Raw genomic sequence first — 14,892 nt, forward strand, 5'->3', positions numbered from 1 at the left:
CGTGAGGATCAAGCCGCGGCCGCCGGCCGGACCACCTCGGGGGCGTCACTCCCCGTTGAGCCAGCCGCATACGTAGTACTGCTGGTCCGCGGTTCTCTCGATGATCCACTGGTTGAGGACGTCACCCGCGAGCGCCCCGGTCTCGGGGTCCCGCCGGGTGATCTTCGCTTCCACGCTGAGCTCGTTCCTGCCCGGGGGGATCTCGTAGTGCTGGAGTTCCCAGCGGTCCACGAAGTATCCGTTGAGGGCGAACCCGAGCAGGGTCGAACGGAGCCGTGGACACGTGCCTCGGCGCAGCGACGTCATGTCGTGGTCGGCCAGCCCGTTCATGTAGAGGGTGAAGACGCGTTCGATGGCCTGGCGGTCGAGGGGCGTGTGGGCCGGCACGGGCGTGGGAGTCGGCGTGGGGCTGGGACTGGGACTGGGACTGGGGCTCGCGCTGGGGCGGGTGCCGGGGCCGGATGTGGCGGCGGACGGGGTGGGTTCGGCGGGCGGGGAGGACGGGGGCCGGGACGGGCCGGTGGGCGCGAGGGCCCCGGCCGAGCGGGTGGGGCCGGCGTCGTCAAAGGCTCCGGAGTCCGGTAACCCCCAGGGCACCGCGACCAGGACGGCCACCACCGCCGCCAGGCCGCCCAGAACGTAGCGCCCGCGCGCGCCGGCGCGGGTGCGGCCGGGTCCGGGTCCGGGGTCTGGAGCTGCCGCGGGCCCGGCAGCCGACGGCACGGCCTCCCCCAGCCGCAGCGTGCCCGAGCCCGCGGCCGCCGGCCGGGAGGGCCCGGCCCCGCCCGCCGGTCCGGCGAGCAGCTCGTACGCCTCCTCAGCGGTGAGGCGCTGCGCAGGGTCCTTGCGGAGCAGTCCCGTCAGCACGGGGCCGAGCTCCCCGGCGCGGACGGCGGGGACGGGGTCCTCGGTGGCCACGGCGACGAAGACGGCCCAGGAACCGGAGCCGTTGAACGGCGGATGCCCCTCCACGGCGGTGTACAGCGTCGCTCCCAGGGACCACAGGTCGGATTCCGCGGTCGCCGGGAGCCCGCGCATCTGCTCGGGGGACATGTACACCGGGGTCCCCATGAGCGCCCCCGAGCGGGTCAGACCCGGCTCGCCCTCCACGGACGCGATCCCGAAGTCGGTCAGCACCACCCGGTCGCCTTCGAGCAGCACGTTGGCCGGCTTGATGTCCCGGTGGACCACGCCCGTCGCGTGCACGGCGCGCAACGCGTCCAGGACCTGTCGGCCGATCAGGGCCACGCGGGCGGGCGGAAGCGGGCCGTCCTCCTTGACCAGGTCGTCCAGGGAGCGGCCGCGGACGAGTTCCATCACGATCCACGGCCGGCCGTCCTCGTCGGCTATCCGGTCGTGGACGGTGATCACCCCCGGGTGTTTCGGCCTGGCGGCCGCACGCGCCTCGCGGTCCAGCCGGGCGATCCACGCCTGCTGCCCGGCGGCGTCGAGGCCCTCGGGGAGCCGGAGTTCCTTGAGCGCGACCTCCCGGTCGAGCTGCTCGTCGTGCGCCCGCCAGACGGTCCCCATGCCGCCCTGGCCGAGCAGTGCGGCCAGCCGGTACCGGCCGGCCAGCAGTCGTCCGCGATCGTCAGTCACGACCGGGAACCTAACCCAACGCATGCGGCCGGGCGAAGGCCCCCCCGCCCCCGGGCGCTGGTGGCGGCCGCCTGTCAGCGGCTTGTCGGTGCGGCTGTCGGTGCGATGTCGGAGCGGGCTGACACCGTTCGGGAGGTCGTGCCGGACGACCGTCCGGCCGGAACGCGTTCGAAGAGGGGACCTTTCGTGCATGACGTGGTGATCGTGGGAGCCGGTCCGGTGGGCCTGGCCCTGGCTTGCGAGCTCGGCCTCGCGGGCTGTTCCGTAGTGGTGCTGGAACGGGAGCCGGGGCCCGGCTCCCCGTTACGGTCGGCCCCGCTCGGCAGGCGCGGGCTGTCCGCCGCATCGGTGGAGGCGTTCTACCGGCGCGGGCTGCTGGAACCGCTGCTGACGGCCTCGGGGGTTCAAGAGGTGTTCGGTGCGGCCCCCGAAGCGGCGGGTGTGCCGTCAGGCCCCCGGTTCGTCGGCCACTTCGCCGGCATGATGCTCGACGGGAACCAGGTCGACGTCGCCGCCCTCCCGTACCGGCTTCCCGGGCCGGCGCCCGAAGCCGTGATCACGGACCTCGAGGCGGTCGAGACGGTGCTCAGCGGCCGGGCGTCCAAGCTCGGCGTGGACATCAGGCGCGGCGTCACGGTCTCGGCCGTGACCCAGAACGGCGAGAGCGTCGTCGCCCGAGCCGGCACGGACGCGTACGAGGCGCGCTGGCTGGTCGGCTGCGACGGCGGACGCAGTACGGTGCGCGGGCTCGCGGACTTCGAATTCGTCGGCACCGAGCCGCAGTTCACCGGCTACACCCTGCAAGCCACCCTCGCCGGCCCCCAGGGTCTGCCCCCCGGCTTCCACCTCACGCCGACGGGCATGTACCTCCGGATGCCCACCGACGGGCACATCGCCATGACGGACTTCGACGGCGGTGCGTTCGACCGTTCACAGCCGCTGACCCGCGAGCACCTCCAGGCGGTCCTGCGCCGCGTGTCCGGCACCGACGTGACGATCGACGAGGTCCACCTGGCGTCGAGCTTCACCGACCGGGCGATGCAGACCACGTCGTACCGGCGGGGACGCGTCCTGCTCGCGGGCGACGCCGCCCACATCCACTCCCCCCTCGGCGGCCAGGGGCTGAACACCGGCATCGGTGACGCCGTGAACCTGGGATGGAAGCTCGCGGCGACCGTGCACGGGCACGCGCCGGACGGGCTTCTCGACACCTACGCCGACGAGCGCCACCCGGTCGGCGCGGCGGTGCTCGACTGGTCGCGCGCCCAGGTGGCGACCATGAGGCCGGAACCGCACGCCCAGGCGATCCAGGCCGTGGTCCGCGAGCTCATAGGGACCCGTGACGGGGCGACCTACGTGTTCGAGAGGCTGTCAGGATCGTGGATCCGGTACGACCTGGGCAGCGAGCATCCGCTGGCCGGCCGCAGCGCCCCCGACTTCCGCTTCGAGGACGGCAGCCGCCTCGGTGACCTCATGGAGGACGGACGGGGCGTCGTCCTCGACTTCACCCCCGACCGGCGCCTGCGCGCTTCCGCAGCCGGCTGGGAGGGCCGGATACGGTACGCGGCCGGGCGGGCGGCGAACGACCTCGGCCTGGGTGCCGTGCTGGTGCGGCCGGACGGGGTGGTCGCCTGGGCGGGCGATCGTCACCCGGATCCCGAGGGGTTCGAGGAGGCGGCACGCCGGTGGTTCGGCGCTGCGCCGGCCGGAGCCGGGCCCACCGACCGGGCCGCTGTGTCCTGAGACCGCTGCTCCGCCTCCGCCGGCTCGACCGGGCGGGGGCGGCATCCCGGGGAGCCCGCACCGCACGGCCCTGACCCGGCGCCGGGCAACAGCGGCCGGGCGGCGGCCCCGGTCCGCCCGCGTCGGGCGCTGACGGCCCCTCGGCGCACCCCCGGCGTCGCGCGTCGGCGAATGCCGGGGGGCGCCACCGGCGGACGTGCGGGCGGCACGACCTGGGGGCCGGGACGCTCCGCTCGTTCGGCCCGGTAGGGGACCCGGCGGAGCAGCCCCTCGGCGCGCCTGTGTGCCTTCTGCGGCGGGCTCCCCTTCGATGGGTTGCCCACCCCTACCGGAACAGGCGGCTCCATGACGTCCCTTCCCTCCCGGTTCTCCCGCCGCGGCGTGTTCTCGACCGCGCTCGCGCTCGGAGCCGCCACCCTCCTCCCCACCGCCGCCACCGGCGCGGCCCGCGCCGCCACCGGCTCCCGGCGGCCCGAAGGGCGGGACGGGGCCACGACGCCCCGTATCACGGACTGCGACGGCTGGGGCGCCCGCGAGGCGTCCGAGGAGGTGGTGGTCCTCGACACGCGCCCCGAGCGGATCATCGTCCACCACACGGCGTCGGCCAACGTGAGCGACTACTCGCAGGAGCGGGCCCACGCCCTGGCCCGGGCGATCCAGCGGTTCCACATGGACACACAGGGCTGGATCGACACCGGCCAGCACTTCACCGTCAGCCGGGGCGCCTTCGTCCTGGAAGGCCGCCACCACAGCCTGGCCGCACTGGAATCCGGGGACCGGCTGGTGCGGGGCGCCCACTGCGTGGGACAGAACAGCGTGGCCATCGGCATCGAGAACGAGGGCACCTACACCACCCAGGAGCCTCCCGCGGCGCAGTTCTCCACCCTCGCCGACCTGTGCGCCCAGATCTGCCGCCAGTACGACCTCTCCCCTTCCGAGATCTACGGGCACCGGGACTTCAACAGCACCGCCTGTCCGGGCGACCGGCTCTACGCGATGCTGCCGCGGCTGCGCCAGGACGTGGCCCTGAGGCTGGGAAGCACCCAGCCGGTGGAACAGCCCCGCTGGCCGGTCAACCTGCCGCCCGACTGGTCCACCGACCCGGAAGCCGCCGCCCGCTCCCTCACGGAATACCTCCCCCCAAACCTCCTCACCCCCCTCCGCACACCCTGACCCCCCATCCGACCCCCGGTCGCCTCAGACGTCTTCGGCTGTGCTGTAGTGGGCTCAGATTCCTCGTGTGCGCGTCACATGCCTGTCGCGCCGTGCCGCCGCAAGAGGCGGCAGGGCCCTCCCGCACACCAGTGAAAGCGCATCCGCATGAGACCCGAACGCATTCGTCCCGTACTGGTGACGGTCGCCCTGCTGGGGCTGACCACGACAGCCTGCGGAGATCAGACGGAGGCCGCGCAGCGGGAACGCCGCCACCCGTACGCCGCCGTCGAAGACCTGCCGGAGGTCCTGGCGCCGGACGGGACCACCATCGTCGTGGGGGACCCGCGACGGATGCCGGTTCGCGTGTACGAGGACGTGCGGTGCTCGGTGTGCAGGGAGGTCGAGGTGACCGGTGCGGGGCCCTCGCTCCTGGAGATGACGCTGGGCAGGGAGGTGCGGACCGAGTACACCCTGTCCTCGGCCCTGGACGGCCGGCTGGGCGGCACCGGGTCGAAGAAGGCCGTCAACGCCCTGCGGGCCGCGCTGGAACAGGGCAGGTTCGCCGAGTACCGGGCCGTCCTGCTCCGTAGCCGACCCGAGGAGAACGGCGACGGCTACACCGACGCGCTCCTCCTGGAGGCGGCGTCACACGTGCACGGCCTCCGCGGTCCGGCATTCGACTCCGCGGTCCAGGAGATGAAGTACGCGGACTTCGCGGAGAAGTCCCAGAAGGCGTACGAGGCCGCCGGCGCACCCGTGCTGCCCGCGGTGGACATCAACGGCTCGCGCCTGCCGCAGACGGAGTCCGACGTGCTGCTCACCGAGGACTTCTTCCCGGTCTGGGTAGCCGGCTACCGCTGATGCCGCCCGGCAGCGCTTGAGTCTCCCGTCGGGGGAGACCCCAAGCTGGGGGACATGCACGAAGACACCCTCCACTCCATCGGAGAGCTGGCGCGCCGCACCGGCCTGACGGTGAAGGCGATCCGGTTCTACTCCGACAAAGGCATCGTCCCGCCGGCCGGCCGAAGCCCCGCGGGCTACCGGCTGTACGGCCCGGACGCGCTCGCCCGCCTCGCCCTGGTCCGGACGCTGCGCGAACTCGGCCTCGACCTGGCGACCGTACGCAAGGTACTGGACCGGGAGACGTCCCTGCCCGAGGTCGCCGAAGCGCACGCCGACGCCCTGGACGTACAGATCCGGTCCCTGCGCGTGCGCCAGGCGGTCCTGCGGGCCGTCGCGCAGCGCGGCACCACACCCCTGGAGATGGACCTCATGCACCGGCTCGCCACGCTTTCCCAGGACGAACAGCACCGCCTGGTCACCGAATTCGTCGAGGCCGTCTTCGCGGACGGCGCGCCTAACCCCGAGTTCGCGAACCTGATGCGGTCCGTCATGCCGGAGATCCCCGACCACCCCACGCCGGAGCAGGTCGGAGCCTGGATCGAACTGGCGGAGCTGTGCCGGAGCGCCGAATTCCGGTCCGCGGTACGCCGCGTCGCCGAGGACCAGGCGCAAGCACCGTCCCCGGAAGCGGTGGGCGACCTGCACGACGACCTCAACCGTACGATGCGCGAACGCATCGAGGAGGCCACAGCCATCGGCGTCCTCCCCGCCCCCGGCCCGGCCGTACCGCTCACCGACGTACTCGGCAGCCTCTACGGCCACGCGTTCCAGTGCGCGGGCGGCGGCGATCTGCGGCGTTGGCTCCTCGCCCGCCTCCACCTGACCCCTGACCCGCACGTCGAGCGGTACTGGCGGCTGCTGGCGACGGTCAACGGATGGCCCCCCTCGCCGACGCTGGCCCCCGTGTACGGCTGGTTCACCGCCGCCCTGCGGAAGGGCTCCGCCGTGGCGGCGACCTCGTGACCCGGGCAGCGGGTGATCCGCCGCCTAACCCCCGCCTGTCCTGACGGCGCACACGATCCACAGGGCCGCGTTGTCGCAGGTGGAATGCGGTTGGCCCGGACCGGACGGGCACCTATGCTGCCCCGGTCGCAGTTCCAGGGGGGAACCTGCGACGGGGGAGGGGAACGTGAGCGTCATCAGCGGGGAAGACACCGGCGCGCCCCCGGTTCGGGAATGCCCGGCGTGCGGCGCATCGGTGCCGGTGGACGAGACGTACGTCGAATGGTGCGCGGCATGCGACTGGAACGTGGATCCGGGCACGCCGGACCCCGAACCCGGCCGGATCGCCGCCTTCCGCCGGCGCCTCGCGCACAGGCACGGGGAACAGCTGGCGGCGGAGCTGGCGCGGGGCGCGGAGCACGGTGAGACGCGCGGCACGTCCGCTTCGGCCGTGCTGGCGCAGGGAGTTTCCCTGGTGGTGCACTCCCTGACCGTGCTGCTGGCGGTCGCGGGGGTGCTCCTGATCGTCCTGGGCTGGGAGACCGGTGTGCAGCCCGTGGTGGGGGCGCTGCTCCTGGGCCTCGCCGTGGTGCTGAGGCCCCGGCCGGGGCGGCTGCCGAAGGACGCGCCGGTCCTGTCGCGGGGCGATGCCCCCGAGCTGTTCGGCCTGGTCGACGAGGTCGCGGCGGCCCTCGGCACGGGCGGTGTGCGCGCCGTGGTCGTGGTGCCGGGGGCCAACGCCGGTGTGACCACGTACGGTCTGCGCCAGCACCGTGTGCTGTACCTCGGGCTCGGCCTGTGGGAGGTCCTGACACCGCAGGAGCGGGTCGCGCTGCTGGGTCATGAGCTGGGCCACTTCGCCCACGGGGACACCAGGCGGGCCGGGTTCACCGTCGGGGCGCTGCACTCGCTGTCGGTCTGGTACTACCTGCTGGCGCCGACGCCCCCGACGGGCCTGCTGGACCGGTTCGTCAACACGGTCGTGTTCCTGCCCCGGTGCGCCGTGCTCGGGCTGCTGCGGCTGCTCGACATCCTGACGCTGCGTGCCTCGCAGCGGTCGGAGTACCTCGCCGACGCGAGCGCGGCCCGTGTCGGTTCGACTGCCGCGGCCGTCGCCCTGATGGACCGGCTGCTGATCGCGGACACGGTCGACGCGGGGCTCCGGCGGGAAGCGGTCGCCGCCGGGATGCGCGGCGGACGGGCCGGGCGGGGGGCGCGCGAGGCCGCGGAGCGGGAGCTGTGGGAGCGGCTGGCCGCCCGGTTCGCGGCGGTGCCGGAGCGGGAGTACGAGCGGCTGAGGCGGGTCGCCGCCCGGCGCGGGCACAGCGTCGACTCCACCCACCCCCCGACCCACCTGCGCCGAAACCTCGCGGCCGCGGGCGGCCCGCACCCGGGGCTCGTCTCGTTCGCGGAGCAGCGGGTAGAGACGGTATCGGCGGAGCTGGCGCCCGCCCGCGCCGCACTGGCACGCCGGGTCATACGCGACTTCGCCGCCTGACCCCGAACCCCCGCGCCGGGCCGGGGTGACGCGGCCGCTTTCTGATGGGCGATGCGGGCTCCCCATCGGATTCCGCCGCGCACCGCCCGCTGCGAAGCCGCATACAGCAGACCCTCGGCCTCAAGGTGCCGCCGTCGGCGGATCATGATCACGAGGGGGCGATCAGGGCCGGTGTGGCCGGCCGACAGGCGGCCGGAGGGCAGGACCGCCGGGCGAGGGTCCTCCCCCACGTGGGGGAGGACGACTCACTCCCGCGCGCGATGTCCGCAGGGGTGGGGTGCGGACAGGATCGGGGGTGATCCGACCGCACCTCCCGAAGGAAACCACCGCCATGCACCGTACGCTCCTGCGCCTCGCCGTACCCCTCGCCATCGCCGCCGCCCTCACGGCCTCGGCCTGCCTTCCGGCCTCGCCGGCGGAGACGCCTCCGCCGGCGCGCACGTCCCTGGCGCTCCCCGCCGGCCTGCCGGCTCCCGCGCTGGACGGGATCAGCGGCTGGGCCGGCAGGGCCGACGGCGACCCCCGCGACGGCGTTCAGATGGACGACGCGGCCGACGGCACGCAGGTGTCCGTGCCGGGCCGGCTCGCCGACGCCGGTCAGGCGTAGTCGGGTTACCTCGACCGCCAGCCCCTCCCGGCCCGCATGCCCACCGCGAGTTCTGAACCGGAGAGCGGCCCCACCATCCAGGGGGTGCCGGGGGGGGCGCCTAGAAATTCCACAGAGGAGAGGTGAGGTGCGCGTCGGCGCCTGAGATCAGAACGAAGCACAGGAGCGCCAACTCGCCCCGGTCCGGGCACCAGTGGAACGAAGGACGAGGCGCTCTTCACCACTGACGCGGCGGACGAAGGGCGGGTGGAAACGATGCGCGGTGAACCACATGGTCCGGCCGTCGCTCACATCGAAGTGAATGCCGCGGCGACCCGGCTCAAACGACCTGCCGAGATGACGCCTGAAGCCTTTGCTGCCCCGTGGGCCACGGGCCAGTCTCCTGTCGGTGAAGCGGCGGTCCGTCAGCCTTCTGCGCTTTCCGGAGACAGACCGACAGCGACAGCGGCCTCACGCGTGAAAACGGTCATCACGTCATCGGTGCCGAGCCAGAAACGCCCAACTGGCGGCCATTGCGCCGGACGACCCGCGGCCAGCCACGCCTTGGCAGCAGGTGCACGAAGCTCGACTGCAACCGGCAGCCGGACTCCGGAGTCGCCCTCGGACCAGAGGATGTCGGCGCCCACCAGCGGAACCCCGATGAGCCCTGACCAACAGGGGTGGTCGGTTACCACCACGGCCGGCGTCCCTCCGGGCTGTCCGATCATGGTCAGGTGGTCGGACATGGGCCCTCGGAAGAGCTCCAGGCCATAGTGGTCGAAACTATGACCCCACACCGCCGAGTACTGCGTGCCGTCCTCGGCAAGCAGTCCGACTCCCATCGTGGGCCGGTGCCACACGCCGAAGTCCCACTCCTCGATGGCGACGTCACCATCACCGCAGCTCAGCGGGTAGTAGGTCACTTCTGCAAGGCGTGCACCACGCAGGCTTTCGACAGATCTCTCATATTCATCCTCAGTAAGTTCCGGCGACCGCATCTCACCATTTTCGTGGCCCTTCACCTGCCCAGTCATCCGAGTATTCGAACGCCGAACGGATCCAGCGCCGTCTCCGTTGCTGTTGAGCGGCCGGTCATCCCTCCAAAGGACCCGCACCCATCCAGATTCCCATGGACTCCACGGCGCATCCTGCTCCGCAAGCCGTGCCAGGGCGGCGCGGCATCCTCGGTCTCCAAGACGATGTCCTCACCGAGGATCGGCTGCCACCGCTCTCCCACGCCTCGGCCCTCGCATCAGAGTTCGGCCGCCTCCTCGGCTCCCGGAAGAGTGTGTATTCGCCGTACGCGGTTGGGATATGGGCATACGGCGCGCGGTCGGGCGCTGCCTGGATCCACGTTGCCAACGACCCTGCTTCGACCCCGTCAACCACCTTCCCGCCTGCCCGATCCCGGGCAGATTTCTTGATCCTCGGGCCGGCTCCGGCCTACGGTCATGCGACACGGGCCGACGAGAGGGGGCCGCCATGGACGCGGTGCTCGGTACGGTCGAGCGGATCTGGCGATACCCCGTCAAGTCCACTGGCGGGGAGGCGGTGGAGGAGTCCGCAGTGGACCCGCGCGGACTGGTCGGCGACCGCCTGTACGCGGTCCGGGACGCCGAGGGGAAGTTCGGCTCGGGCAAGAGCACCCGCCGGTTCCGGCGGATGCCGGGCCTGCTTCAACTACGGTCCCGCTACCCGGGCGGCGCGGTCACGGCCCTACCCGAGCTGCTGGATCCGGACGGCGCGCCGGTACCGGACCCGACCGCCTTCCTGCGGCACCACCTGCGCCGGACCGACGTCGAACTGTCCCGCGAGAGCGACATCTCGCACTTCGACCAGCTCCCCCTCAGCCTGCTGGCCACAGCCACCCTGGACTGGATCCGCGGCGCCCTGCCCGAGGTGCCCACCGACGAGCGGCGCTTCCGGCCCAACCTGCTGGTGCGCACCCCGCCGGGCACACCACCGTTCGTCGAGGACACATGGCTCGGCCGGACCGCCCGGATCGGCGAAAGCCTGCAGATCCGCTTCGAACGCGCCAGCGAGCGCTGCGTGATGACCAACGAGGCCCAGCCGGGCCTGCCGCATTCCCCCGCCGTCCTGCGCACCATCGCCACCGCCCACGACCTGCGCCTCGACGCCCTGGCCACCGTCGTCCGCCCGGGCCGTGTCCGCGCCGGCGACCCCGTCCGGCTGGCCGATGCCTAGGGTCACCTCGAGCAGTCGGGGTTGGGCCTCTCCATCGAACGGCGCCCTCACCCTCTGCGACGGCTCCCCAAGGTCTGTGCCAGAACCCAGAACCCAGAACTCATCGATGTTGATCAACCGACCCCCGCCCCCTCGCCCCGCGCCGGCGTCCCGCCCACCTCGCCGGACTCGAGGGCGGCGGCGGCCAGTGCCGCCTCGACCCGGCGGTTGCCGGTCATCGTCGCGGTGACGGCGGTCATGGCGAGCAGGAGGCCCGCGGCGGCGTAGAGCGCGGTGCGCACGTCGTACGCGGTGGCCAGCCAGCCCGCGAGGAAGGCGCCGAACGGGGCGGCGCACATGGCGAGCATGCGGGAGGTGGAGGCGACCCGGCCCATCAGGTGGGCGGGGACGATCGCCTGCCTCAGGGAAGGGCCGAGCACCATCGTGGCGCCCATGCCCGCGCCGCAGACGGCGAGCGCGACGCCGGCGACGTACGCGTTCGGGGCGGTGGCAAGACCCAGGACTGCGAGCCCCTCGACCGCGGCCGTACAGGTCAGCGCGGTTCCGGTGCCGAGGCGTCGGCCGAGGAAGGAGGCGATGCCCGCGCCGAGCAGACCGCCGGTGGCCTCCGCCGTGAGGAGCAGTCCGAAGCCGAGGGAGCCGATGCCGAGACGGTCGTGCGCGAAGAGGGCCAGTACGGTCTCCACCGCGACGAAGGCGATGTTCCCGACCGCCGGACGCAGCGCGAGCCCGAGCAGCAACCGGCTCCGGAACACGTACGAGGCGCCGGCCCGCGCCTGCCGCAGCAGCGACTCCCGGGCCTGCGGTACGGGCCGGGGCGTGGCCGGCAGCGACCGTACGAGCGCTGCGCAGACCGCGAACGAGACCGCGTCGGCGAGCAGCGGAACCGCCCGGCCGAGCGCGAGCAGGGCGCTGCCGGCAGGCGGCCCGGCGAAGCCGGACGCGGCGGTCTGGGTGCCCCGCAGGCGGGAGTTGGCGCGCTGGAGGAGCGCGGGGTCCCGGCCGAGCAGTTCCGGCAGGTAGGCGGTGGCGGCCGTGTCGAAGAAGAGCCCGCCGAGGCCGAGGAGGAAGGCGACGGCCGCGAGCAGCGGAATGCTCAGCACGTCGAGCGCGGCCGCGGCCGCCGGTATCGCGAGCAGCACCGCACGGGCCGCGTCCGTGACCCACATCGTGCGCCGGCGGTCCCACCGGTCCACCAGCGCACCGCCGAGCACCCCGAAGAGCAGCCACGGCAGCGTCCCGGCGGCCGAGACGACGGCGAGCGCCATCGGGTCCCGCGTCAACGCCAGCGCGAGCAGCGGCAGCGCGGCGTGCGACATCCCGTCACCGAGCGAGGACACCGTCTGCGCGGTCCACAGCCGTCCGAACCCGGCCGGCGGCTTCCGGAGGTCCGAGGTCATTCGCCCTCCCCGGCGGCCTGGGCGCGCGACCCCGGGTGGAACAGGGCGAAGACGAGCGACGTGTCCGGCAGTGACGGGTCGGACAGCGCGCGGTACTCGTCCGCCAGCGCCTCCAGCCGCGCTCCCAGTTCCGCGAACTGATCGTCGGTGAGCCGCAGGTGCGCCATCCGCACGTGCCGCTCGGCGTCCGCCGGCGCCGCCTCCAGGTCGGCCACCGCATGCCGCATCAGCACGTCCGGCCCTCCCTCGCCCGGATCCGGCAGCACGATCGACCGCGCGGCCATCGCGTAGTACCGCTCGGTGACCCCCCGGACCTTGCGGGTCCGGACCACCTTGACCAGCCCGGCCCGCTCCAGCAGGCGTACGTGGTAGCTGGAACTCCCCTTCGCGAGGCCCACCCGGTCGGCGATCTGCGTGATCGTCGCGGGCTCGAAGCGGAGCACGGCCATGATTCGGTGGCGCGTCAGATTGGAGACGGCACGCAGCTGTTCGTCCGTGGTGACGTGAAGCGTCTCGGGAAGATCATCGGTAGGCATGGCTCAATGGTCAACGTTTCTTGACCATTGCGCAAGCCCCTCGGCTCAGAACGGTGGGTCGTCGCTGTAGCAGCCGCCGCCCGCCCAGTCGCCGTCCCAGGAAGCGCGGGCGGCCCTGAGGCGGGCGTAGTGCTCGTGGGCCGCGACGTCGGACGCGTTCTCCAGTCCGCCGGTGTCGTGGCCCCACGCCTTCAGCGCGTCCAGCACGCGGTCTCGGTGCTGTCGGTCGGTACTGGTGGCCAGCAGGCGGCGGGCGTGGTCGGCCAGGTCTGCCTGGTGGCGGGCGAGGAGGGGGTGCTCGATGAGGGGGATGGCAGCGACCAGGGCGGTGTGGCGGACGTCGGCGTCGGCATGAGCGAGGAGGGGATGCACCGCGGTGAAGATCGCCGGGCGCGCGTCCCGGAACGCCCGCATCTCCTCGTACTCGTCGAGGAAGCCCCCGTCGAAGAAGGGTTCGCCGGAGGCGACGCACTCGTCGTCGGCGTCGTAGGCGGTGTCGCCGAGCCAGGCCAGCAGGCGTACGAGGGTCGAGGCGATCCGTGTCTCGGCGTCGGCGGCGGGGTCGTCGGGCGCCGACGTGAAGGACGGATGGCCGAGGATCGCCGCGACGTAGAGCGCCACCGGGGCGGTGGCCTCGTAGATGCTGTTCTGGTGGGTCACCGGCTCCAGCGCATCGTGCAGAGCGGACTCCCTGACCACCGGGTCGGGGTCGGTCAGGCGTGCCAGCGCCGCCGGCAGGGCCTCGCCCGTCCCGCAGGCCGTCGCGAGGGACGCCCAGTCCGTACGGTCCAGCAGCGTGCGAAGGGGAGGGAGGGCGGCGGGGTGGGGCTGCTCGTTCCGGCCGCCGCTGTGGCTGTGGGTCACGGGCTGAGGTTATGGCGTGTACGGGTCAGCGGGACGGCAGCGGGGCCCTGACCTGGTACGCACCCCCCTCGGACTGCCGGCGGTGTCGGGGCCAGGTGTCCGTCAGGGCTTGCGGTGCCTCCCCTTTCCCTTCCCCAGCCGCGGCGTGTGTCCGGGGACCTGAACGGCCTCCGCAGGGGGGTGCGGGGCGAGGACGCGGCACGCGGCGGCGTAGTCGTCGACCACGCTCACGGCGGCCCACTGGAAGCCGTCCCACTCCAGGATCAGGCGCGGGGCGTCGGGGTCGAGGTGGGCGGCACGTTGGGGGCCGGGGCCGAGCGTGACGGCCTTGAGTTCGCCGGGCTTGCGCAACCGGCCTTCGCGGCGCGCGGCCCACTGGTCGAGCGGTTCGTCCTGGGGGTCCATCGGCATACCTCCGTCGATCAGGTGCAGCACCCTACCGCCTCCGCGAACCGCAACGTCCCGAGCCGGAACGCGGCTGACCAGCCAGGGAGTTGTGCGCGTGGGGGGCGAGTGGGGCTCGGCGGGGAAATTCGCTGGGCGCCGCCTGCCGATGGTCGTCATACTGCCGCGATGGATCCAGTGACTCTCGAGACCGATCGTCTGCTGTTGCGGGCCTTCACGCCGGCCGACGTGGACGCGGTGTACGAAGCCTGCCAGGACGAAGACATCCAGTTCTACACCCCGGTGCCGGTGCCGTACCGCCGTGCCGACGCCGAGGAACTCGTCCGCGAGAAGCTGCCCGCCCAGTGGGCCGAGGACAAGGACTACACCCTCGGGGCGTTCCGCAAGGACACCGGCGCCCTGGTCGGTTCGTACTGCCTGACCCTGATCAGCCGCGGCGTCTGGGAGCTCGGCTACTGGGCGGTGAAGGAGCAGCGCCGGTGCGGGTACTCGGTCGAGGCCGCTCGGGCCCTGTGCGACTGGGGCTGGGCCGCGATCGACGTGCACCGCATCGAGTGGTGGGCGATGACCGGGAACACCGGCTCGCGTGCCGTCGCCGAGGCGCTCGGCTTCACCGTCGAAGGGACGCTGCGCAATCGCGGCATCGCCAACGACGGCAAGCCGCACGACTGGTGGGTGGGCGGACTGCTGCGGCCCTGATGCCTGGCGCGGCCCGTCAGCCGGCGTGGCGGTGGATGCCCCGCTGGCCGGGGATGTCGTCCAGTCGCGGAGCGGTGCGGCGGTGGGCGCCCCGGTTCCGGCGGCCGGGCACGGGGTTGCGGCGTGCGGGTGCGGTGGGGGCCAGGGCCAGCAGGCCGATGAGGGCGGCGACCGCGACGAGGATGAGGGCGGTGACGAGGGTCATGTTCCTGCCTTCCGTCGGGTTCGGATATCTCTCGCTACTCATTGTTACCGGAATGGAGCACGGTAAACACGATGCGTCATATCGGTTGCCGGAATGGCGCGTTGACACCGTGCCCAACGCTCTGACCCCGCCCGGCCGGGGCGGGAAATCCA

15 protein-coding genes are annotated in these 14,892 nt (G+C 73.0%); 8 read left to right on the forward strand and 7 right to left on the reverse strand.

The genetic code is table 11. The features are described 5' to 3' along the window. Positions 1–45: 45 nt before the first annotated feature. Positions 46–1,599, reverse strand: coding sequence for a serine/threonine-protein kinase (locus D1J60_RS35345; RefSeq protein WP_241253677.1), 1,554 nt, complete (start codon positions 1,597–1,599; stop codon positions 46–48). Positions 1,600–1,785: 186 nt separating this feature from the next. Between D1J60_RS35345 and D1J60_RS35350 the strand changes: the two genes are divergently transcribed. The 6 genes from D1J60_RS35350 to D1J60_RS35375 all read left to right on the forward strand — a co-directional run bounded on the left by D1J60_RS35350 (position 1,786) and on the right by D1J60_RS35375 (position 8,447). After that, positions 1,786–3,342, forward strand: a complete 1,557-nt coding sequence (locus tag D1J60_RS35350; RefSeq protein ID WP_125824595.1) for an FAD-dependent oxidoreductase — start codon at positions 1,786–1,788, stop codon at positions 3,340–3,342. A gap of 345 nt (positions 3,343–3,687) precedes the next feature. Next, positions 3,688–4,515 (forward strand): peptidoglycan recognition family protein, encoded by an 828-nt coding sequence (locus D1J60_RS35355; protein WP_125824596.1) that lies wholly within the window; start codon positions 3,688–3,690, stop codon positions 4,513–4,515. Positions 4,516–4,662: 147 nt separating this feature from the next. Beyond that, on the forward strand, positions 4,663–5,358 hold the full coding sequence (locus D1J60_RS35360) for a thioredoxin domain-containing protein (protein ID WP_125824597.1): 696 nt from the start codon (positions 4,663–4,665) through the stop codon (positions 5,356–5,358). Between the two features lie 54 nt (positions 5,359–5,412). Next, complete coding sequence (locus tag D1J60_RS35365) at positions 5,413–6,363, forward strand: MerR family transcriptional regulator (RefSeq protein ID WP_125824598.1); 951 nt, start codon at positions 5,413–5,415, stop codon at positions 6,361–6,363. Positions 6,364–6,529: 166 nt separating this feature from the next. Continuing rightward, a complete protein-coding gene (locus tag D1J60_RS35370) occupies positions 6,530–7,840 on the forward strand; it encodes a M48 family metallopeptidase (RefSeq protein WP_347147215.1) in 1,311 nt (436 codons plus the stop codon). A gap of 331 nt (positions 7,841–8,171) precedes the next feature. After that, on the forward strand, positions 8,172–8,447 hold the full coding sequence (locus D1J60_RS35375; RefSeq protein ID WP_125824599.1) for a hypothetical protein: 276 nt from the start codon (positions 8,172–8,174) through the stop codon (positions 8,445–8,447). A 404-nt stretch (positions 8,448–8,851) separates the two neighbouring features. Here D1J60_RS35375 and D1J60_RS35380 read toward each other — a convergent pair whose 3' ends face one another. Further along, on the reverse strand, positions 8,852–9,460 hold the full coding sequence (locus tag D1J60_RS35380) for a hypothetical protein (RefSeq protein ID WP_125824600.1): 609 nt from the start codon (positions 9,458–9,460) through the stop codon (positions 8,852–8,854). Between the two features lie 448 nt (positions 9,461–9,908). Between D1J60_RS35380 and D1J60_RS35385 the strand changes: the two genes are divergently transcribed. Further along, positions 9,909–10,631: an MOSC N-terminal beta barrel domain-containing protein gene (locus tag D1J60_RS35385; RefSeq protein WP_125824601.1), complete on the forward strand. Its 723-nt coding sequence runs from the start codon at positions 9,909–9,911 to the stop codon at positions 10,629–10,631. A 113-nt stretch (positions 10,632–10,744) separates the two neighbouring features. Here D1J60_RS35385 and D1J60_RS35390 read toward each other — a convergent pair whose 3' ends face one another. From D1J60_RS35390 to D1J60_RS35405, 4 genes are all read right to left on the reverse strand, one after another. Next, entirely contained in the window at positions 10,745–12,031 is a 1,287-nt protein-coding gene (locus tag D1J60_RS35390) for an MFS transporter (protein WP_125824602.1), read from the reverse strand. Continuing rightward, positions 12,028–12,567: a winged helix-turn-helix domain-containing protein gene (locus D1J60_RS35395; RefSeq protein WP_125824603.1), complete on the reverse strand. Its 540-nt coding sequence runs from the start codon at positions 12,565–12,567 to the stop codon at positions 12,028–12,030. The genes D1J60_RS35390 and D1J60_RS35395 overlap by 4 nt, the downstream gene beginning before the upstream one ends. 45 nt (positions 12,568–12,612) lie before the next feature. Next, positions 12,613–13,431: a hypothetical protein gene (locus D1J60_RS35400; RefSeq protein WP_125824604.1), complete on the reverse strand. Its 819-nt coding sequence runs from the start codon at positions 13,429–13,431 to the stop codon at positions 12,613–12,615. Positions 13,432–13,533: 102 nt separating this feature from the next. Beyond that, a complete protein-coding gene (locus D1J60_RS35405; protein ID WP_125824605.1) occupies positions 13,534–13,836 on the reverse strand; it encodes a DUF6087 family protein in 303 nt (100 codons plus the stop codon). Positions 13,837–14,004: 168 nt separating this feature from the next. Between D1J60_RS35405 and D1J60_RS35410 the strand changes: the two genes are divergently transcribed. After that, on the forward strand, positions 14,005–14,535 hold the full coding sequence (locus D1J60_RS35410; protein ID WP_125824606.1) for a GNAT family protein: 531 nt from the start codon (positions 14,005–14,007) through the stop codon (positions 14,533–14,535). Positions 14,536–14,551: 16 nt separating this feature from the next. Here D1J60_RS35410 and D1J60_RS35415 read toward each other — a convergent pair whose 3' ends face one another. Continuing rightward, complete coding sequence (locus tag D1J60_RS35415; RefSeq protein ID WP_125824607.1) at positions 14,552–14,740, reverse strand: hypothetical protein; 189 nt, start codon at positions 14,738–14,740, stop codon at positions 14,552–14,554. Positions 14,741–14,892 lie beyond the last annotated feature (152 nt).

Origin of the sequence: Streptomyces sp. W1SF4 (genome assembly GCF_003950035.1) — a bacterium.
Lineage (GTDB): Bacteria > Actinomycetota > Actinomycetes > Streptomycetales > Streptomycetaceae > Streptomyces > Streptomyces racemochromogenes.